Below are 21,048 nucleotides of genomic sequence, written 5' to 3' on the forward strand. Positions count from 1 at the left end.
AATATATTTGAATATGCTGAGTTAGCTTCCACTTATAATAATGTTGATATTTTGGTAAGTTCTAATATTAATCCTGATAAATATATTTTTTATACTAATAAAAATTTTCCTAATATTACTTTAGATGTTTTTGAAAGTGCTTTAAAGCTTCAAAATCTAAAGCTTGCTTTTACCGGATCTTTTTATTATGTGTATGAAAATAATTTTAAAGATAATAATTTAAGTTATTTAAAAAATAAAAATAATAATAAGAATTTAAGATATATAAGACTTAATAAAAATTCTTATGATGATATATCTTCTCTTTTAAATATTTATGATATTAATTCTACCTATATTTATCGTTCTAATTCTATTTCTTTTTTAAGTGATGATTTCATATATTCTAAGTTAAAAAGTGCTATTAATGATATTGATAGTTTTGATTTAAAACAATTAAAGTTTAAAATCACTATCTTAGAAACTAATCTTGATAATTTAAAAGATATGGGTTCTACCTTAAAAGCTCGTTTAAAAAATAATTCTATCAATAATTTTAATTTCTATGTTAATTTAATTACTATTCCTTATTCAACTGAAAATAATATTATTGAAGTTGATAAAAAGAGTTTTTATTCAACTCTTAGCTTTTTAGAAAATAAAGGTATTACCAAAATCGTTTCTAATCCTTTTTTGGTCGCTAGATCTAATTCTGAAGTGTTTTTTAGTTCTGTTCAAAATATTCCATTTTTAAAATCTACTACACAAGTTTCTAATACTGAAGTTGCTCAAAATTCAAGTTATGATTATAAAGATGTAGGATTACAAGTTAGGTTAAAACCTTTAATTATAGGTGATTTAGTTGATTTTGATTTACATTTAATTGTTGAAGATTTAATATCAAATAATAATCTAACTCCTATTACTTCTAAAAAAGAATTAAAATCATCTTATACACTTAAGCGGGGCGATTTATTGGTTTTAAGTGGAATTAATAAGCAAACTAATATTAATTATGAATCTGGTATTCCATTATTAAAAGATATTTGGCTTCTTGGTTATTTATTTAAGATAGAAAGAAATCAAGTTAGTAATACTGTCTTAACTCTCTCAATAGAAATATTATAAATTATATAAAGGTGTTGCAATGGAAAATAATTTATTTAATCAATCAATAAATTACAATCTAAAAAAAGATGGCATTATGAGCGACGCAGTCGCACATAATGACAGCTCTTGTCAATTTATCAATTTAATAAAAACTCTTACCTTTAAGTTATGGACTAAGTTTAAAAGATTTAGAGCTGTGTAATTTAAAATTAGATAATCAAAGAAATTATCTTTCTAATAGATTTTATACTTCTTTTACCGGTGAAATAAAATCTTTTTTAGATTTGTCATATTCTGCTAATTTTGGTAAAAAATATTATGCTGAGCTTGTTAATCGTTGTAATGTTATTTCAAGCTTACAATTTGATTACGATCTAATGCCTGTTTTTTTGACTATTACTCTTAATGGTTGTTTTAGAAATGCTTTAAAAGGCGATTTTACTTCTTTTAAACCATTTGATAGAAAATATCTTGATTATTCTTTAAATTATAAAATAAATATTAATGAAGCTTTTACAATTAAAGATTTAATTAAACTATTAAATTATCAATGGAATTTATTTATTATGAGAATTCATAGAAAATATAAAGGTTTAAAAAAGCTTTATATCAGGTGCTTTGAACCGCATAAAAAGGACGGAGTTCCACATATTCACGCTTTAATTTATATTCCTAAATATGCGTTTAATTATACTTTTGAAATATATAAAAAAATATTCTATGCACCTCAAAACTTAAAACAAGGCAATAAACTTACAAAAGAACAAGTTTTAAATGGTGAAATTAATGGTTTTCAATGGTCTTTAAATAATCCTACCGGCTATGTTATGAAATATATTTATAAAACTTTTATTAATTTCAATGATAGATATGATTTAGATTTTTTAAGTGCGTGGTATGTTAAGCATAAAGTAAGAAGATTTTTAACTTCTAAAACTCCTGTTCCATTATGGATATATAGAAAAATTAATTTTTTTAAAAAAGATTTTTATAATTTATTTGATTTTATAAATAATGATGATTGTGTCTGTGAATGGAGTTTTGATAAGCAATATTTTTGTTTTATGAATGATAAGGAAACTATAGAGTATGATAATTGTAAATTAATTTATAAATTTATGGGAAGAATTGTATATCAGTATGAAAAAGAAAAACATCCTAAATTATATAAAAGATATAAAAAAATATCATTCAAAAAAAGAGAAAATACAGGCATTCTCTCTGTAATGAGAAATAATAAACATCCATTAAGTGATTATGCACTTATGAAATTAATTCAAAGCGATGATTTTAAATATTGTGGTATTGATGGAAAAATTTTATATCATGTGAATTTAGCTATTGAACGCGGGCTTATTGATGCTAAAAAAATAAAAATAAATGATATTGATGATTTAGAAGATTATTTGATTGAAAAAGGTTATAAATATGTCTTTTAAATCATATTCTGAATTATTTTTGAAAATTTCTCAAAATAACTATAAAGTTTCAACACATTATAAAGTTAATGGTATTATTAAAAATCGTCTTTCTTATTTTTTTGAATATGATATAAGTGAAATTAAACCATCCATTATAAAAAACTGGATAAGCAATATTAATGATGTAAGTATTAAGTCAAAAAAGCATTATTTAGGTATTTTAAGTCAGATATTTGATTTAGCTTTAGACGATGAAATAATTTTAAAAAATCCAACAAAGAATATAAAACTTCCAAAACATCAAAAAAAACGCATTAAGCCATTTTCTAAAGATGAAGTTCTAAAAATTATTGATTTTAGTAAAAAATATAATGATAAATTTCAAATATTTTTAAAATTAGGTTTTTTTACTGGTATGAGAACTGGTGAGATTTTGGCATTAAAAATAAATGATATAGATTTTAAAGCTAAAACTATAAATATAAACTCTACTCGGTCGCGATTTGGAGAAAGCACTCCTAAAACTTTTTATAGCATTCGAAAAATACCTTTATTTAATGTTATTTATAGTGATTTATATGAGTATGTTCATAAATACAAAAATAATACTTATCTTTTGGAAACTCAGTATTCAGATCCTTATAAAGATGATTATGTTTTTAGTCGAAATTATTGGAAAATAATTTTAAAAGATTTAAATTTAGAATATAGACGACTTTATTCAATGCGTCATACATTTGCAACTAATGCACTTTTATCAAAGTCTTTAAGTCCTATTGAGTTAAGTAAAATCTTAGGTCATTCAAATTGTGAAATGGTTTATAAAGTTTATGTTTCTTATATAAATAATTTAGAAAAGAATATTGATTTTGATATAAATATTTATTAAAAATAATAGTTATAATAAATAATTATAATATTAAGTATTATTTTTTTATTTCTTTCATACCCTTTTATTATGGAAAAATAGTATTCAGATAGTGGCGGACAGAGAGGGATTTGAACCCTCGAGACCCGTTAAGATCTGCACCCTTAGCAGGGGTGTGGTTTCAGCCACTCACCCATCTGTCCGTATTAAAAGGGAAAGTATATCTTATTGTTTATAAGATATACCTTAAATTTATACACTGAAATAAGCTATGATTAAAGTTATAATAAAACCAGCACCTAAAACTGCTATTTGTTTACCTCTATCTTTGCGTATAGCTATAATAGTGATTAAAAGTCCTGAAATATAAAGTATTATCATAGCAAGTGCAAAAGCTAACCCAAGTACAGAAAAGTACCACATACCTTTATCTTTATGAAGCAAAATCATATTTCCAAGCAAGCTTCTATCTTTTGTTGTAATTTCATAGTCATTCTCATCTAATTTTATAATACTTGCTATATAATTTATAGTCCCAAGTTCTATGCCATCGCCTTTTTTGTTGAGTTTTGGTTCCAAAGATGAAGGAATTTTTAAGTTGTTTTTCTTTAAAAAATCAATTAAAAATTCAGCTTCAGCACCCTCTTGAATAATAGCTTGAACTTTGTAATTTTGAATTTTAGCTCCACTTTCTCCATCAAAACCAGCTATATAAGCAAAACCTGTGATTGCATATAAAAATGCAAGTGGTAAGAAAAATAAACTAATGTAAATGTGAATTTGTCTGAATAATTTGTTTTTATTCATTTTTACTCCTTTTTGAAAAATAATGAAAAGTATATTGATAGAAAATGAAGTGAAAGTAAAATTAATATTTTTTAAATTTACGAGCTAGGGTAAAAAAACTACGAACAATCCCATAAAGCACATATAAACTAGCAATAATCAATGCACTTTCTAAAAAATACAGATAAAGCATAGAAAATAAAATTACTAAAAGGATTAACACCTTCAAAACATTTGCTCTTTTTAGATCGATTTTCTTAAAACTTGGATACCTTATGTTGCTTACCATTAAAAAGGCTAGAAGCATTTGGATACATATTATTATTAAAGAAAAATCATGTAAAAAATCATAATATAAATAAGCACTTACCCATAAAGCACTTACAACTGCTGCTGTTGGTATAGGTAGACCTATAAAAACCGATGGTTCATAAGTTCCTGTTGTGACATTAAATCTTGCCAAGCGTATAGCGCCAAAAACTACAAATAAACCAGCTATTAATGAGCCAAAACGACCATATTCATAACCTATGCTCATATAAAAAAGCATAGCAGGTGCTACACCAAAGGCTATTAAATCAGCTAGTGAGTCAAACTCAACTCCAAATTTAGAAGTAGAGTTGGTAGCTCTTGCAACGCGTCCATCTAAACCATCGCAAATTAATGATAAAATGATGTAAATTAATGCTTTATCAAAGTTTTGATTAATAGAAGCAATCACTGAAATAATACCTAAAAATATGGAAGCGGCTGTAAAAAGATTAGGTAAAATATAAATTAGTTTAAAATTCATGGATTTAAATACCCTATTAATGTACCAATGCGTACTTTATCATTTTCATTTACGCAAATTCTAGTGTCTTTTGGAAGTAATAAACTCACACTACCATCAAACATAAAACCTATGTTTTGTCCATGGCTTAAATGATGACCAAAATCATCAATATGAGCTTTTCTATTTAATGCTCCAAAAATAACGCGTAATGCCCATTGTTTGCTCTTGGAATTAGCTAAAAATAACATTCTTTCACCCATTAAATTTGTATTTTTCATAAATGGACATAAAAAAAGTCCATGCCTTATTCTAGTTTCTTCTATATTCATATCAAGCGGAGCTATGATATTTCCTTGGGAAAAAATATTATTGATAATTTGCACTTCTATACACTCGCCAAGTTCTTTATACGAGCTTGTTTTGATACATTTGATTTTTCCTTCTATGGGAGCTATAATGGTGTTTGGATCTGCTATATAATCAATTTTTTTAGCTCTAAAAAGATAAATAAAAAATATAAAAATACACCATAAAAGCCAAGAAAATCCCCATATAAATTGAAATATTGCAAAAACTATAGCTAGAACTATAAGCAAACTCCAACCAGTTTTTGCAATAAAATTTGTTTTCATTAGTCTTCCTTAGTAGCTTCTTGCTCTTTTTCTTCTAGGCGTGTTGGAAGATTATTTTCTTCTTCATAGTTTTTAATAATCTCTCTTACTTTGGCACCATCAATAGTTTCTTCTTCATAGAGTGCTTGTACCATCACCTCTATAGCACCGCTATAGGTTTTTAAAATTTCTTTTACACCTGCATAGCGTTCATCCAATGTTTTCTTTACATACTCATCTAAATCTTGAGCCATTTTATCAGAATAATCTTTTACAGTTTGCCCACCACTTAAGAAAGTATTTCTTTGCTTTTCAAGTACCATTAAGCCAGCAATTTCACTCATACCATACATAGAAATCATAGCTTTGATAATATCAGTTGCACGCTCAAGGTCATTGCTTGCACCTGTTGAAATTTCTTTAATGAAAATTTCTTCAGCTGCACGTCCTCCTAAAAGCACATCAACTTCAGCTAAAAGTTCATGTTTTTGCATTAAAAATTTATTTTCTTCAGGGGTATTGAGTGTATATCCTAAAGCTGCTAAACCACGAGGAATAACAGAAACTTTACTTACTTTTTTAGCACCTTTTGTAGTTTCAGCTATTAAAGCATGGCCGCACTCATGATAAGTTACGATTTTTTTCTCTTTATCATTAATTCTGCGTGATTTTTTCTCAAGTCCTGCTATAGCTCTTTCTACTGCCTCTACTAAGTCTTTTTGCTCCACATGTTTTTTAGAATCCCTACCTGCAAGCAAAGCCGCTTCATTAATGATATTTGCCAAATCAGCACCCGCAAGACCTGCTGTTAATCTTGCAATATCTTCTACTTTTACTTCAGGTGAAATTTTAACATCTTTCATATGGACTTTTAAAATATCACATCTACCTTTAAAATCAGGCTTATCTACCAAAACTTGCCTATCAAAACGCCCCGGTCTAAGTAGTGCTGCATCAAGTACTTCAGGACGATTTGTCGCTGCTAGAACAATTACTGGTGAGCTTTCGGTGCCAAAACCATCCATTTCAGCTAGAAGTTGATTTAAAGTTTGCTCTCTTTCATCATTTCCGCCCATCATACCGCTTGCTGCACGTGATTTACCTATAGCATCGATTTCATCTATAAATACAATAGCTGGAGCTTCTTTTTTAGCATTTTCAAATAAATCTCTTACTCTAGAAGCACCAACTCCTACAAACATTTCTATAAAAGATGAACCTGATACGCTAAAAAATGGCACATCAGCTTCGCCTGCCACTGCTTTTGCAAGCAAAGTTTTACCTGTACCTGGAGGACCAACAAGCAAAAGTCCTTTTGGAATTTTTGCTCCAAGATTAATGTATCTTTCAGGATATTTTAGAAAATCAACAATTTCTTTAACTTCTTCTTTTGCTTCTTCAACACCTGCAACATCATTAAATTTAACCTTCGGTTTTTCTGAATTTACAAGTTTTTTAGAACTTCCTATACCAAGTATAGATCCACCCATATTTTTTTGCATACGAGAAGCTAAAAACATCCATATACCAAAGAAAATAAATACTGGCAAAACCCAAGAAAGTAAGATATCTATAAACCAATTGCTTTCATTAAAAGCACCATAGGAAACGCCTTTTGAGTCAAGTAAAGGAACAAAAGTAGCATCATTTGGAACTTTTTTGGTAATATATACCATATTTCCTGCTTTAGATACAGCTTTTATAGTAGTTTGACCTATATTAACTTGGGCAATTTGATTATTTTCAATTAAAGTTTTTAATTCAGAATAAGTAACTTTTTTAGTGTTTTCTCCGCCCATAATACCCATGCTACCATCATCTGAAAATCCTTTAAATAAAAGAATCATCACAATGGCAAAAATAGCAAAAATAAAAATGGGATTTTTGTTAAAAAAGTTATTATTGTTTTGATTATCTTTTAAATCATTTGGTTTTTTATTCATTATTGCAATTCCTTTTTATAAACTAAACTCAACCATTCTCCTTTGTGTTTGCATTCTAACAAAGTGAAATCTTTGAATTTATTTTTAATCCTTTCTTCATATTTATTTAATATACCAGATAAGATCAAAATTCCACCTTCTTTGGTTTTTTCTTTAAGATCTTTTTCTAGTATGATCAATATATCGGCAATGATATTTGCCACAACTATATCATATTTATGTAAGCTTTTATTAATAGAACCTACCCAAATATCATCAAAGCTAATTTGATTTAATTTTGCGTTTTCTTTACTTGCAACTATAGCTAATTCATCTGTATCGCAAGCTTGTACTTTGGCTCCAAGTTTTGCCATGATAATGCTTAAAATTCCACTTCCACAACCCACATCTAAGCAAAATTTGGAATTATCTGTATATTTTTGTAGAAATTCTATACAAGTATAAGTACTCTCATGATGTCCTGAGCCAAAAGCTAGAGCAGGATCTATAATGATATTAATTTTATCTTGTTTAGCTTCTTGCCAAGTGGTGTGAATATGGATATTATCGATCGTCAAAGCTTGTATACCTTTTTTATACTCTTCTATCCAATTTTTATTTTCTTTTTTTTCTAAGGTAGAGTGGTAATTAATATGAGTATTTAGTTTTTGACATAATTTTTGATGAAAATCATGCAAGGCTATTTTAATGAGTTCTATATCTTCTTCTGATCTTATATAAATACCATTGTTTTTTTCTTCTATAGCGTCTATCTCTAGAGAAAAGATAAGATCAAGGAATAAATCTAAATATTCCTTGTCTGTTTGAAAAAAAAGTTCGTAATAATGTGTTTGCATAAAAACTTATAATTAGCCTTCGTTTGTTCCTAAAACATCTTCAAGTTTTTCTTTTAACACTTGAGGAGTAAAAGGTTTTACAATATAGTTATTTACGCCTGCTTTTAAGGCGGTAATAACTTCTGCTTTACCACCTTCTGTAGTTACCATAATAATTGGCATATCAGCATATTTTTCTTCCGCTCTTACTTTTTTTACTAATTCCAAGCCATTCATTTCAGGCATATTCCAGTCAGTAATTAAAATTTTAATATCATCATTTTGTGAAAGTAAATCCCAAGCTTCAACCCCGTGTTCAGCTTCTAAAACATCCTTGTGGCCTAATCTTACAAGGGTATTTTTGATTATTCTTCTCATGGTAGAACTATCATCAACTACTAATAACTTCACTTTTTTTCCTTTATCTTGATGTAATTACATAAAACTGTAATTGTATCGTTTTTATTTTTATTAATCAATTAAAAGTTTATATTATATCATTTTAAAATAAAATTAGAATTTAATCACTCTCCGTTTTTATTGTGATTAAATTCAGGCACAATCTCCTTTAAAACTTTTGCAGGATCTGTGCTGTGGAGTAATTTTTCTATTTCTTGATTTAAAATTTTTAAATCTTTAAGATCACTAGTGGTAACAAATATACTTTCATATTGAGTTTTTAAATCATTTTCATGGATTAAAAGCTCTTCGTAAAGTTTTTCGCCTTTTCTAAGCCCAGTGATTTTGATTTCTAACTTTTTATTAGAAAGTAAAAGCATTTTTTTAGCTAAATCCATGATTTTAACAGGCTCACCCATATCAAGTACAAATAATTCTCCACCTTTGGCAATAGCCGCAGCTTGTAAAACAAGTTGCACAGCCTCATCTACTAACATAAAATAACGCACTATATCAGGATGAGTAAGAGTAAGTGGCTCATTAGCTGCAATTTGAGCTTTAAATTTAGGTATTACACTTCCACTTGACCCTAAAACATTACCAAAACGCACACAAGCTACTTCAAAATTTTCACAACTTGAGCTTAATGTATAAAGTTCACAAATTCTTTTTGTGCAACCCATGATGTTAGTCGGTCTTACAGCCTTATCAGTGCTTATCATAACAAATTTAGCAACCTTATAAGCTTTTGCAAGATCGATTAAATTTTTAGTACCTATGATGTTATTTAAAATAGCTGAATGTGGATTTTGCTCACATAAAGGCACATGTTTGTAAGCTGCTGCATGTAAAATCAAATCTATGTTTTTTTCTTGTAAAAGTTTTTCTAACGCTTCTTTGTCTAATATACTCATCATAATAGGTTCGATTTTTTCTTTATGTAAGCTTAATTCTTCATTTATTTTATATAAATTATACTCACTATGATCAAGCATGATTAAGTGTTTTGCACCAAATTTAATGCATTGTTTGCAAAGCTCACTTCCTATAGTTCCACCAGCTCCACTAACTAAAACTACTTTATCTTTGATAAAATCAATCACGCAAGCATTATCCAAATCTTTTGGCTTACGCGCCAATAAATCTTCGATACTTATATCTCTTGCTTCATTTTGCGTAAAAGAAAAAAGCTTTATATCGTTAATCCCATAAGCAATGAGTTCGTCAAAAAGCTTTTTTAATTCTTCTTGCTCAAGTTTTAAAGCAATGATAGCAGTATGAATTCCTTCAGCGGTATATTTTCTGATTGCTTCTTTTTCTTCAACTATAAATTTATCACAATAAGTACCTATTAAATTTTTACGCTCATCTACCACAGCTACAGGAAAAAGTCCTAAGCTCCCTTCTTTAGCTCCTTTTAATAAATGCAAAGCCTTTGAAGTGGCGCCAACTACTATACAAGGATGTTCTTCGTTGTATTTTGGCTTTCTAAAATCAACTATCATTCTTTTGCTTATACGCAAACTTCCAATTAGCATACAAGATAAAACAAAGTCTATTCCTATAACGCTTCTTGGAAAAGGATTAAAAAAATCATCATAAAAATAATAAATTGCTAAAAATACAAGCTCAGCCAAAGCTAAAGCGATGACTAATTTACGCGCTTCATTAAGGGAGAAAAATCTCCAAGCAACTTGATAAATTTTAAAAAAAGCTAGAAAAATGATTTTAAGTAAAATCAAAATCACAGCACTTTTAAACATACCTTCATAAAATTCACTTGGGATGTCTGCACTAAAGCGTAAAGAAAAAGACAAATAAATACTTATAACAAAAAGTAAAATATCAGCGCCTAGAAAAAATCCTAAGCGTTTGCTTTTATAATCCATCTTAGTCCTTTAAGGTATTTAAGATTAAAGTAGAAACTTCCTCTACATCAGCTTTGCTCATAGTAGTTGCACTTGGAAGGCAAATTCCATTACTAAAGAAAAACTCACTATTACCATTTAAGTAAGCATCGCAACCTTTGTAAAGTTCTTGCAAATGCATTGGCTTCCAAAGTGGACGACTTTCGATTTTATTATCTTTTAAAACTTGTATGATTTTTAAAATTTTATCTTGAATTTGAACATTTTTATTTTCACATATACAATGTTTTTCATAAGTATTAAGTTTATTTAAATCAAAATCAAGTAAAGCAGTGCTTAACCAGCGATTTGACTTGGTATTTTCAAGCTCATTTAAAAAAGTAAAAGTTCCACTTAAAAATTCTTTATACCAGCTATAAATTTCACGCTTTTTACTCACTCTTTCTTCTAAAACTTCCATTTGAGCAGTACCGATTGCACCTAAGATATTGCTCATTCTATAATTATAACCATATTCTTTATGCTCATAATGAAGGCAGTTTTCTCTAGCTTGGGTACTATAAAATCTTGCTTTTTCAAGATTAGCATGATTTTCACTCACAAGCATGCCACCACCACCTGTTGTGATGATTTTATTACCATTAAAAGAATATACTCCAAAATCCCCAAAAGTACCTAAGGCTTTATTTTTGTAAAAACTTCCCAAAGCTTCAGCAGCATCTTCGATTAAAAAAATCTCATTTTCTTTACAAATTTGGACAATCTCATCCATTTTGGAAGCATTACCATAAAGGTGTGTTAAAATGAGAGCTTTTGGCTTTTTAGGACTTTCTTTGATAGCTTTTTTTAATAAATTTACATCTAAATTATAAGTTTCATCACAATCAATAAATACAGGCGTAGCATTCATGTAAGAAATAGGTGCTACTGAAGCAATAAAAGTAAAACTTGAAGCTAGAACTATATCGCCTTCTTTGATACCCAAAACTCTTAAAGCTAAATGAATAGCTGCAGTGGCTGCATTTAGAGCAAGTGCGTTAGAACTTTTTGTATAATCTTTAATACTTTGTTCTAAGGCATTAACAAACTCACCCAAAGGTGCTATATAATTACTTTCAAAAGCTTTGTGTATGTATTCTAATTCTTTTCCGCTCATATGTGGTGCTGATAGAAAAAATCTCATTTTACCTCCTTTATTTTTTTAGCAGGAACTCCAGCATAAATGCCTTTAGAAGTTAAGTTTTTAACTACAACTGCTCCTGCGCCTAAAGTTATATCATCATTTAAACTTATACAAGGAATAACACTTGAATTAACTCCTAAAAAACAACGCTTTCCTATTTTTACATTTCCTGTTAGTTTAGCTCCAACACTAATATGGCTAAACTCATCTACAAAACACTCATGCTCAATCACACAAGCAGTATTTAAAATCACACCTTTTGCAATACTAGCTTTAGCATTAACTACGACATTTGGCATGATTAAAATACCCTCATCATCTAAAAAAGCACTTGGGCTAATAATAGCACTTTTGTGTATCAAATTAACTAATCTAAATCCATCATCTTTTGCTTTTTTGAAAAGTTTTTCTCTAATAGAGTTTGCGCCAATAGCAATAAACATATCGTGTTTTTCTAAGTCGGAGTGATATTTTAAGCTTTTATTATCATCCAAAAAGATGATTTTTTCATATCCTAAATTTCTAGCTACATCAGCACAGACTAAACCATGCCCACTAGAACCATATATATAAATACTTTTAGTTGTGTCCATTGAATTTATCCGTTGTAGCTACTCCTTCTTTATTAACCCCGCTTCTTTTTAAAACTTTAATAATGGTCATAAAAAAGATTTTAAGATCAAATAAAAAAGAGCAATTTTGCACATATTCTACATCATATTTAAATTTTTGCTCCCAAGAAATAGCATTGCGTCCATTAATCTGTGCCCAACCTGTAATGCCTGGTCTTACATCGTGGCGTTTTTTTTGCTCTTGATTGTATAAGGGCAAGTATTCTACAAGTAAAGGTCTTGGGCCTATGAAGCTCATATCGCCTTTTAATACATTAAAAAGCTGCGGTAATTCATCTAAACTCAAGCTTCTAACTAGCTTACCAAAAGGCTTTAAGCGTAATTCATCAGGAAGTAATTCTCCATTTTCATCGGTTTCATCACTCATAGTTTTAAATTTATAAATATAAAAAATTTTTTCATTTAATCCTGGTCTTGCTTGTTTAAAAAGCACACTTCCTTGAACGATTTTTAAAACAATACCTATAAGCACTATAAAGGGTAAAAAAATAATCAATAAAATCAAAGCCAAAAAAAAGTCAAAAACACGCTTTAAACCATTTTTATACATTTGTAAAACCCCTATAAAAGTCAAGATATTTCAAAGCTATGATATTTTCATCATAATTTTGCGCTCTAAGAAAAGCATTTTGTGCTAAAGTATTTTTTAGTTTTTCATCTTCTAGTAAAACTGCTATTTTTTCAGCTAAATCCTTGCTATCTTTGCTTTTACAAATTAAACCATCTATGGCATTATTCACTGCTTCAATGCAACCCTCAGCATCACTTACCACGCATGCTTTTTTACAAGCTTGTGCTTCTAAAACCGTTCTTGGATAGCCTTCTTTATAACTTGGTAAAACAAAAATATCGCATAAATTTAATAAATGTGCAATATCACTTCTTGTGCCAAGATAAAAAACATCATTTGAGTTTAAAAATTCTAATGGTGCACAAGATTTATTATCATCTCTTCCACCCACTAAAACAAAATTTGCCTTATCTTTTAAAATTTGGCTTGCTTCATAAAATTCTTTAATTCCTTTATGCCAAAGTGCTCTTGAAATCATTAAAACGATAGGTTTATCAGGCATATTGTGTTCTTTTAAAAAAGCTTGTTTTTCTTCTGTGCTAATTTTTAAAGGTAAAAATTGTTTTAAATTTAGCCCTACGGATTTGATGATTTTGATTTTTTCTTCTTTTAAGCCTAAATTTTTCATAAATAAAGCATTGCTTTCATTGACAAAAATAAAACCATTTGCAAGTTTAAAAGAAATTTTATAAAGTAAATTAATGCTTATTCTTACTAATTTGCTTTTAAAATCATCATCTATGTAAAAACTTCCTAAGCCTTCAACCAAACCAAAAGTGTATTTAATGCCCGCCATTTTAGCCGCTATAATACCTGTTGTATTGCTTTTGTGAGCGCTTGTTTGTAAAAGATCTAAATTTAAGCTTTTGAGTGTATTTTTTAAACTAAGTAGATTTTTAAAAACAATTAAGGGATTAACACTTGATCTAGCTAAATCATAAAAGCAAACCTTATAGCCTAGCTCTTGTAACTTAATAGCAAAATCATCTTTTGGAGTGATGATTATAACTTCATGATTATTTTTTTCTAAAGCTCTAATGAGTGCAAGACGAAAATAATACACACTCATTGCGCTATGGGTTAAAATTCCTATTTTCATCTTTTTAGCCTATAAATTTTCGCTCTTGCATCATTAGTGACTTGCTCAAATAAATCTTGATCGTATTGATTTAATAAAAACATTTGTATGTAGGCACTATTATAAAGATTTTCATCTAAAATCACAAAGCTTTTATATTCTCTTAAAAAGAGTAAATAAATTTGAGCTTTTGAATCAATTTCATTGTAATAAAATTTGCCATTTGTGATGGATTCTATATCTATAAAAGCTTTTAAAGGTATAGTTGTACCTTCTAGTTTTAAAGCTCTAAAATCATTAATAATTTCTACTCCATTATCAAGCATAACAGAACCTGTTGTTTTATCTTGAGCTATGGCATTAGCTTGGGAGAAAAATAAACTTTTTTCTTGCTCTCCATTGTCAGGATTTGTATTTGCAAATTGTGCCACCACAGGCATGATACGCAACATTCTATAAGGCATGTAAATATATACATCTCTAGTTTTATTGGTATCAAATTTAAAATTTTTATCATTTAAACTTTCTAAAAAATCTTTAGCGCTTGTTTGGTTATAATCTTTAACCATAGCTTTTAAAACATCAGGATAGTTTTCTTTGAAAGATTTTTCAGTGTATTCTACGCTAAGTCTTGCCATATTAGCTGCTGGAATTTGTTCTTTGCTTAAGACAAAAGAAGAGAAAAAATTATCTTTTCCTAGGTGTTTTCCACCATCGATTAAGGTTTTTACATCGCTATAATAGCGTATTGGATAACCATAATCCCACCAAGCAACGACATAATCTTCTCTTTGAGCTTTATTTTTTAAATCATTTAAAATACTAGCTTCATAAGAAGTAAAAACAGTAGAGGATTTATAATAATAAATATGCATCAAAGCAGGGCTTATACTAAAAAATGTAATAAGTATGAGTAAGATATTTTTATTTCTTAGACTAAGTTTGATTTGTTTTTTTTCTAAAAAATTAAAAAAAGCATATAAAAAATACCCAAAACCCAAAGCCATCACAGGAACTGCATAAATGGTAAATCTAAGTCCAGCTCTTAAAGCCATAAAACCTAGTGCAAGCATAGGTAGAGCCAAAAGCATACTTTTGTGATCTTTGCAAAGTAAGATAAAACCTATAAAAGAAAGGATAAATACTAAAACACTAGAGCTAATTCTTTGCATAAATACTTCAGGATCGATAGTATTTACTTCCATAATAGTTTCATTAACATTAAAATACATAAAGGCAGCATCTTTTAAATTTTGCACATCAGAAGCTTTGAAAACATAAAATTTAAGTTGATATAAAACAGGATCTAAACCACCACTTAAATGTAATATCAAAATGCTAATAAAAATCAAAGCCCAAATCATATAAAAATTAATTTTTTCTTCTTTAAAGGCAAAAATAGCAAATAACAATACAATCAAAGCAAGTTTATATTGCCATGCTAGCATACTTAAAGCTATGATCATTAAAGCAATAGCTAGATAAAAAATCTTTTCTTTTCTATGAAATACTAAAGTATAAAGACCAAAAAGTCCTATCATGGCAAAATTTAAAGAATAACTTGATGGATACCACCACAAATAAATCATGATGAAAACCGGACTTAAAAGTAGGGTAAAAATGTCTTTATTAATAGTTAAGCGTATAAAGGTAAGCAAAATAAGCATTGGCAAAACTAACACTAGCATATCAGTATCATAATACCCACTCATAGTGCGGTTATAATAACTATTTGCAATGCTTCCAAGTAAGGCTGCTATAAAGCCATAGGTAGTGAGTTTATACTCTCTTGCGATTAATATAATAGGCACAACAATCAAAGAAGCAAAAAAAGTACTCATATATAAAATAATACTTTCAAAGCTAAAAGGCAAAATATTATAAAGCCAATAAGTCAAAGTAGAAAGTGAGCTTCCAAAATAAGATAAGTCATTAGGTTGGTGAAAACCTGCTATCATATCCCTTGCACCTTCTGCAAAAGCATAGCCATCATTAGTAGTAATCATAAGTTGATCATTAAAGAAAAACTCATAAAACTCACTTGCCCAAGCCACCCAGTATAACCTACACAAAACACTAAAAGCAAAGGCTATAAGGATTAAAATACAGGTATATTTTATAGAATTATTATCAGTGAAATTTTGTTGCAGTTTCATTTTATGCCTTGTTGAAAAATTCAAATAATTGCTTTGCTACGCTAATTTTATCAAATTCTTTTGCACGCAAAAAAGCCTTTTGTCTATATGAAGCTTTTAATGCTTCATCATTGCACATTTTTTCTAAGCCTTCTTGCATGGCTTTTTCATCATCTACTTTTACTAAAAGTCCAAACTCATCATCTAAAAATAGCTCCCTTGCCCCACTTTTATGATCAGTGCAAAGTACGGCAGTATTACAAGCTAGGCATTCGATTAAAACATTGGAAAAACCTTCAAAACTTGAAGCAAAAGCAAAAAAGTCACATTTGCTCATGTATTTATAAGGATTTTTATCAAAACCTAGTAAAAAGGCTTTGTCTTTTAAATTTAAAGTTTCTATTAAAGCTAAAAGCTCATCTTTTAAAATGCCCTCGCCTAAAATGACTAATTTTAAATCAGTTTTAACTTTTGCATAAGCTCTTATAAGCATAGCATGATTTTTACCATGATCAAGCCTACCAACACTTAATATAAAAGGATCTTTAAAGTCTATTTTTTCTTTAGATTTTTCTATAATGTTTTCTAAATCTATGGCATTGTATAAAATATCGCATTTTTTAGCCTCTATATTGAAATTTTGTATTAAATCTTCTTTGTTTCCTATAGAATTTGCTAAGATTAAATCTGCTTTATTATAAAGTTTTTTAATAAGAAATTTATTGATAAAAGAATTTAGATTATTATGTTTATAAATTACACTTGGAGTGGTGCATTCATTGATAATAAGGGTTGATTTAAGTCCTAGGGATTTTGCCATTAACGCAATATAATTAGGTCTATTTAATAATACAAATTGCAAGTTGATTTTTAAATCTTCACAAAGCTTTTTGTATTTTATAGCTAGCAAGGGTAGTTTTAAAAATTTAGCTAAGTTACTTTCACTTGGACTTGATTTTTCAAGGTAGTGGATATTAACTTCAGGAATATCATATGATATTTTATCATTCATTAAAATTAAATGTATTTCATATTTTAAATTTAACACAGGTAATAGCGTAGATACAACCCTTTCAGCGCCACCACTTCCTAAAGAATAAATAAAAATTGCCAGTTTTTTCATTTTAAACCCTTGCTTCTTTGATTAAATCAAGCCATTTTTGTGCTACATTGGCCACTTCATAATCTTTACATCGTTGCTGTGCATTAAGCGCTAGTGTTTTTCTTAAATTTTCATCTTGCATTAAAAGTGCGAGTTTTTCGCTTAAAGCTTTTTCATCATCTAAATCTACTAAAAATCCATCTTTTCCATCATCAATTAAATCTTTATGACCGCTTGTGTATTTAGTGCTAATGCGCGCTACTTGATAATATAAACTTTCAAGCAAAACCGTTGGCAAGCCTTCTATGAAAGAGCAAAGGCAGATTATTTTTGCTTTTTTATAAAGCTCTTGCATATTTTCAACTTTACCTAGAAAATTAACTTTGATATTTAAATTCTTGGCTTCTTGTTCTAAATCTTGTCTTAATTCTCCATCGCCTGCTATGAAAAAGTTGTATTGTTTTTGTAAATTTGTATCTAGCCTTGCTATGGCTTTTAAAAACATAGAAGCATTTTTATTATGATCAAGTCTGCCTACAAAAATGACATTATTTTCTTTTTCTAAATTTTCTTTAATAGGGCTAAAATGACAAGGATTTGGCATATTGATAACTTTTTTAACAAAGTTTTCATAGTAATTTTTATCATCATTACTTAGCACGGTTAAAGCATTTGCATGAGGAAAACTTATACGGCGTAAAAACTTCCAAATTTTAGATTTTAAATAAGTATAAGAGCTATGCTCGCTAATGATTAAAGGTGTATTTAAACCTTTGTTTGCCCAAATGCAAGCAATATTAGTTGTATCTAAAAATGAGATAAAAACATCGCTTTTGTGGTCTTTAAGTGCTTGTTTTAAGGCTTTGAATTTTTTAATGCGTGAGGCTATTTTATTATAAAGAGTGGAAAAGTCAAACTGCTCTAGGGTAAAAAGTTTGATTTTTGGATCAAGCTTGTAAAAAGAGTCTTCTTTGTGAAATTTAATAATATTTATTTCATGATTTTTACAAAGTTCATTAGCTAAAGTGACTAATACTCTTTCAGCACCACCTGAATTTAAAGTAGCTATGATGAAAGTGATTTTCATACTTGTTCCTTTAAATGCCCATATTTTACTTCAAATACTCTATCACAACCTTGTATAGTTGAGAGCCTATGGGCTATGATGATGAGGGTTTTATCTTTTGAAATTTTATAGATTTCTTCCATGATTTTTGCTTCACTTTCTTGATCAAGAGCACTAGTTGCTTCATCTAAAACTAAAATTTCAGGTTGTTGATAAAGCGCTCTTGCTATGGCTATTCTTTGTCTTTGGCCTCCACTTAAAAACGAACCTGAATCACCTACCTTAGTATGCACTCCATCTTCAAGTGAATTTACAAAGCTTTCAAGATTAGCTTGTTTGATCACTTTGTGTAAAAGCGCTTCATCTACTTCTTCTCCAAAGCTAATATTTTTAGCAATAGAATCATTAAAAAGATAAATTTGTTGAGGTATGTAGCCAATTTTACTTCTAAAACTTTTTATATTGCTCTCATCAAGCTTAATTCCATCTACAAAAATAGCTCCATCGCTTGGTTTTAAAAGTCCTATGATAAGATCAACTAAAGTACTTTTACCACTTCCACTTTTACCTATAAAAGCGATTTTTTCATTTTTATTAAGCTCAAAATTTAAATTTTTAAATAAGTTTTTCTTACCCTTATAAGCAAAGAAAAGATTTTTCAAAACGATTTTTTCTTTAAATTCAATACTTTCATCGCCTAGTTTTTCTTCTTTTTCATTGAACATATTATAAATAATATCTAAAGAGTTTTTATAATATGTGATTTCATTATAACTTGTGATGATACGATTAGCACTTGGCATAAGCCTATAAAGAGCCACCACAAAAATAGTAATAGTTGCTAAGATAGATGAAATATCACTTTCATATCTTAAAACTAAATACACTACGATAAAACAAAGCATACAAAAACCTATACCTTCAAGGTAAATTCTAGGAATGCTTGACATGCTTTCATTGCTAATGTTTGCTTTGGCAAAAAGCCCGCTTTGAATTTCATAAAGTTTTTGTGTGCTTTGTTCTTTGGTTTTGAGTTTGATGATCTTAAGGTTGTTTAAATTTGCATTTAAAATTTCAAAATAATTTTTCATCGCCTCTTCTCTAGCTATGGAAGCTTTTTTTACCAAGGGTGAGAGGATTTTAATCAAAATAAAAGCATTTAAAAGTAAAAAAGCACTTAAAGCTAGGGTAATTTTATAGTTGATAATTAGCAATAAAGTATAAAGTAAAAACACCACAAAGCTTTCACTTAGCATAAGTAAAAAAGCACTAATTAAAGTGCTTAAATGAAATACTTCTTGAGTAATAGTTTTTAAAAGTTCTGATTGATTTTTGTTAGTAAAATTTTCATATTCAAGGTGTAGGTATTTATCAAAAATACGACAAGCAAGGCTGTGGTAACGCCCTTTAGAAAAACGCGCAAGCAAATGAAAATAAAAGGCATTTAAAAAGGCTCTAAAAATATAAAAGGCGATTAATATACAGCCAAAATAAGCAATAATCTTATAACTTGGTAAATTTAAATACTCATATACAGGTTGAAAATAGGAGCTTTTTTCTAAAAGCTCAAAATTACTCGCCACTGATACAAAAGGCATGATCAAAGAAATAGCAAAGCTTTCTATAAATCCTATAAAAATAGAAAAAATTAGCAAAGCAAATAAAAATTTCTTATCATGGGCATTGAGTATGAAAAAAAGTTTTTTTAACACTGTTTTTCCCACTCATAAGCACTTTTACAGATTAATTCTAAATTATCATATTTTGGTTTCCAATTGGTTAGGGTTTTGATTTTATCAGCATTTGAAATAAGCACAGAAGGATCTCCAGCTCTTTTTGGTGCAAGTTCTACTGTGAAATCCACCCCGCTTACTTTTTTCATAGTTTCAATAACTTCTTTTACGCTAAAGCCATGTCCATAGCCTACATTGAAAATATTACTTTCATTGTTTTCTAGGTATTCTAAAGCAGCTAAATGCGCACTTGAAATATCATCAACATGGATAAAATCTCTAATACAAGTGCCATCTTTAGTATTATAATCATCGCCAAAAATATAAAGCTTTTCTCTTTTTCCTGTGGCTACTTCAGCAGCAACCTTGATAAGTAAAGTAGCTTTTGGATAGCGTTGACCTATAGGATAACTCATGCAAGCACCTGCTACATTGAAGTATCTTAAAATGCAATATTTAAATTCAGGATTAGCCATATTAGCATCTTGTAAGACTTTTTCGCTCATTAGTTTGCTTTGTCCATAAGGATTAATCGGTGCTAATGGACTTTGCTCATCTACGATAGGAGTTTGTGGCTCTCCATAAGTAGCTGCGGTTGAAGAAAAAATGAATTTTTTCACACCTGTTTCTAAACAAGTTTGGATTAAGTTGCTTGTGTTTGCGGTATTGTTCATATAGTATTTTAAAGGATTTTCCATACTTTCAGGAACTTCAATACTAGCTGCAAAATGCACAATTGCATCAAATTTTTCTTCTTTGAAAAGTTTTTTAATCCCAGCATAATCGCTTAAATCTTGCTCAAAAAACTTAAAAGGTCTGATTTTAGAAAGTTCATCCAAACTTTTTTTGCTACCTTTTGAAAGATTATCTAATACACAAATTTCATGATTTGTTTCTAAAAATTGTTTTAAAGTATGAGAGCCTATGTATCCTGCGCCACCGGTGATTAAAATTTTCATTTTTATCCTTTTTG

The 21,048-nt window shown here is 28.8% G+C and carries 20 protein-coding genes and 1 tRNA gene; 4 read left to right on the top strand and 17 right to left on the bottom strand.

The window, feature by feature from the left end; all coding sequences use genetic code 11:
• The 4 genes from L8U04_RS01475 to L8U04_RS01490 all read left to right on the top strand — a co-directional run.
• A partial coding sequence (locus tag L8U04_RS01475; RefSeq protein ID WP_263709248.1) for a type II secretion system protein GspD occupies nt 1-1,107 on the top strand: 1,107 nt, incomplete at its 5' end.
• Nucleotides 1,108-1,126: 19 nt separating this feature from the next.
• Complete coding sequence (locus L8U04_RS01480; RefSeq protein WP_263709249.1) at nt 1,127-1,291, top strand: hypothetical protein; 165 nt, start codon at nt 1,127-1,129, stop codon at nt 1,289-1,291.
• Between the two features lie 82 nt (nt 1,292-1,373).
• Nucleotides 1,374-2,528 (top strand): hypothetical protein, encoded by a 1,155-nt coding sequence (locus L8U04_RS01485; RefSeq protein ID WP_263709250.1) that lies wholly within the window; start codon nt 1,374-1,376, stop codon nt 2,526-2,528.
• On the top strand, nt 2,518-3,399 hold the full coding sequence (locus L8U04_RS01490) for a tyrosine-type recombinase/integrase (RefSeq protein WP_133319745.1): 882 nt from the start codon (nt 2,518-2,520) through the stop codon (nt 3,397-3,399). The genes L8U04_RS01485 and L8U04_RS01490 overlap by 11 nt, the downstream gene beginning before the upstream one ends.
• A gap of 92 nt (nt 3,400-3,491) precedes the next feature.
• Here L8U04_RS01490 and L8U04_RS01495 read toward each other — a convergent pair.
• From L8U04_RS01495 to galE, 17 genes are all read right to left on the bottom strand, one after another.
• A tRNA-Ser gene (locus L8U04_RS01495) sits at nt 3,492-3,581 on the bottom strand.
• Between the two features lie 49 nt (nt 3,582-3,630).
• Complete coding sequence (locus L8U04_RS01500; RefSeq protein ID WP_133319744.1) at nt 3,631-4,185, bottom strand: hypothetical protein; 555 nt, start codon at nt 4,183-4,185, stop codon at nt 3,631-3,633.
• Nucleotides 4,186-4,246: 61 nt separating this feature from the next.
• Nucleotides 4,247-4,957, bottom strand: coding sequence for a CDP-diacylglycerol--serine O-phosphatidyltransferase (gene pssA, locus L8U04_RS01505; RefSeq protein ID WP_133319743.1), 711 nt, complete (start codon nt 4,955-4,957; stop codon nt 4,247-4,249).
• Entirely contained in the window at nt 4,954-5,571 is a 618-nt protein-coding gene (locus tag L8U04_RS01510) for a phosphatidylserine decarboxylase (protein WP_263687526.1), read from the bottom strand. Before L8U04_RS01510 ends, pssA begins: the two co-directional genes overlap by 4 nt.
• A complete protein-coding gene (gene ftsH / locus L8U04_RS01515; protein ID WP_133319741.1) occupies nt 5,571-7,493 on the bottom strand; it encodes an ATP-dependent zinc metalloprotease FtsH in 1,923 nt (640 codons plus the stop codon). The genes L8U04_RS01510 and ftsH overlap by 1 nt, the downstream gene beginning before the upstream one ends.
• Complete coding sequence (locus tag L8U04_RS01520; RefSeq protein ID WP_263709252.1) at nt 7,493-8,329, bottom strand: 50S ribosomal protein L11 methyltransferase; 837 nt, start codon at nt 8,327-8,329, stop codon at nt 7,493-7,495. The genes ftsH and L8U04_RS01520 overlap by 1 nt, the downstream gene beginning before the upstream one ends.
• 12 nt (nt 8,330-8,341) lie before the next feature.
• Nucleotides 8,342-8,719: a chemotaxis response regulator CheY gene (locus L8U04_RS01525; RefSeq protein WP_039619063.1), complete on the bottom strand. Its 378-nt coding sequence runs from the start codon at nt 8,717-8,719 to the stop codon at nt 8,342-8,344.
• 113 nt (nt 8,720-8,832) lie between these two features.
• Entirely contained in the window at nt 8,833-10,596 is a 1,764-nt protein-coding gene (gene pglF, locus L8U04_RS01530) for a UDP-N-acetylglucosamine 4,6-dehydratase (configuration-retaining) (protein ID WP_220567226.1), read from the bottom strand.
• 1 nt (nt 10,597) lies between these two features.
• Nucleotides 10,598-11,758: a UDP-N-acetylbacillosamine transaminase gene (gene pglE, locus L8U04_RS01535; RefSeq protein WP_263673353.1), complete on the bottom strand. Its 1,161-nt coding sequence runs from the start codon at nt 11,756-11,758 to the stop codon at nt 10,598-10,600.
• On the bottom strand, nt 11,755-12,351 hold the full coding sequence (gene pglD, locus L8U04_RS01540; protein ID WP_263709253.1) for a UDP-N-acetylbacillosamine N-acetyltransferase: 597 nt from the start codon (nt 12,349-12,351) through the stop codon (nt 11,755-11,757). The genes pglE and pglD overlap by 4 nt, the downstream gene beginning before the upstream one ends.
• The gene (pglC, locus tag L8U04_RS01545; RefSeq protein ID WP_039626890.1) at nt 12,338-12,940 is read right to left on the bottom strand and encodes an undecaprenyl phosphate N,N'-diacetylbacillosamine 1-phosphate transferase; all 603 of its coding nucleotides are present in this window, start codon (nt 12,938-12,940) and stop codon (nt 12,338-12,340) included. Before pglC ends, pglD begins: the two co-directional genes overlap by 14 nt.
• On the bottom strand, nt 12,933-14,060 hold the full coding sequence (pglA, locus tag L8U04_RS01550; protein ID WP_220567223.1) for a N,N'-diacetylbacillosaminyl-diphospho-undecaprenol alpha-1,3-N-acetylgalactosaminyltransferase: 1,128 nt from the start codon (nt 14,058-14,060) through the stop codon (nt 12,933-12,935). Before pglA ends, pglC begins: the two co-directional genes overlap by 8 nt.
• Nucleotides 14,057-16,195: an STT3 domain-containing protein gene (locus L8U04_RS01555; RefSeq protein ID WP_263709254.1), complete on the bottom strand. Its 2,139-nt coding sequence runs from the start codon at nt 16,193-16,195 to the stop codon at nt 14,057-14,059. Before L8U04_RS01555 ends, pglA begins: the two co-directional genes overlap by 4 nt.
• Before the next feature lies 1 nt (nt 16,196).
• The gene (locus L8U04_RS01560) at nt 16,197-17,297 is read right to left on the bottom strand and encodes a glycosyltransferase (RefSeq protein ID WP_263709255.1); all 1,101 of its coding nucleotides are present in this window, start codon (nt 17,295-17,297) and stop codon (nt 16,197-16,199) included.
• Between the two features lies 1 nt (nt 17,298).
• Nucleotides 17,299-18,363: a glycosyltransferase gene (locus L8U04_RS01565; RefSeq protein WP_263709256.1), complete on the bottom strand. Its 1,065-nt coding sequence runs from the start codon at nt 18,361-18,363 to the stop codon at nt 17,299-17,301.
• Nucleotides 18,360-20,054 carry an ABC transporter ATP-binding protein gene (locus L8U04_RS01570; protein ID WP_263709257.1) on the bottom strand — a complete coding sequence of 565 codons (1,695 nt, stop codon included), beginning with the start codon at nt 20,052-20,054 and terminating at the stop codon, nt 18,360-18,362. Before L8U04_RS01570 ends, L8U04_RS01565 begins: the two co-directional genes overlap by 4 nt.
• Nucleotides 20,048-21,034: a UDP-glucose 4-epimerase GalE gene (galE, locus tag L8U04_RS01575; protein WP_012661952.1), complete on the bottom strand. Its 987-nt coding sequence runs from the start codon at nt 21,032-21,034 to the stop codon at nt 20,048-20,050. Before galE ends, L8U04_RS01570 begins: the two co-directional genes overlap by 7 nt.
• Nucleotides 21,035-21,048: the final 14 nt, after the last annotated feature.

Source organism: Campylobacter sp. IFREMER_LSEM_CL908, from assembly GCF_025771545.1.
Taxonomy (GTDB): domain Bacteria; phylum Campylobacterota; class Campylobacteria; order Campylobacterales; family Campylobacteraceae; genus Campylobacter_D; species Campylobacter_D lari_D.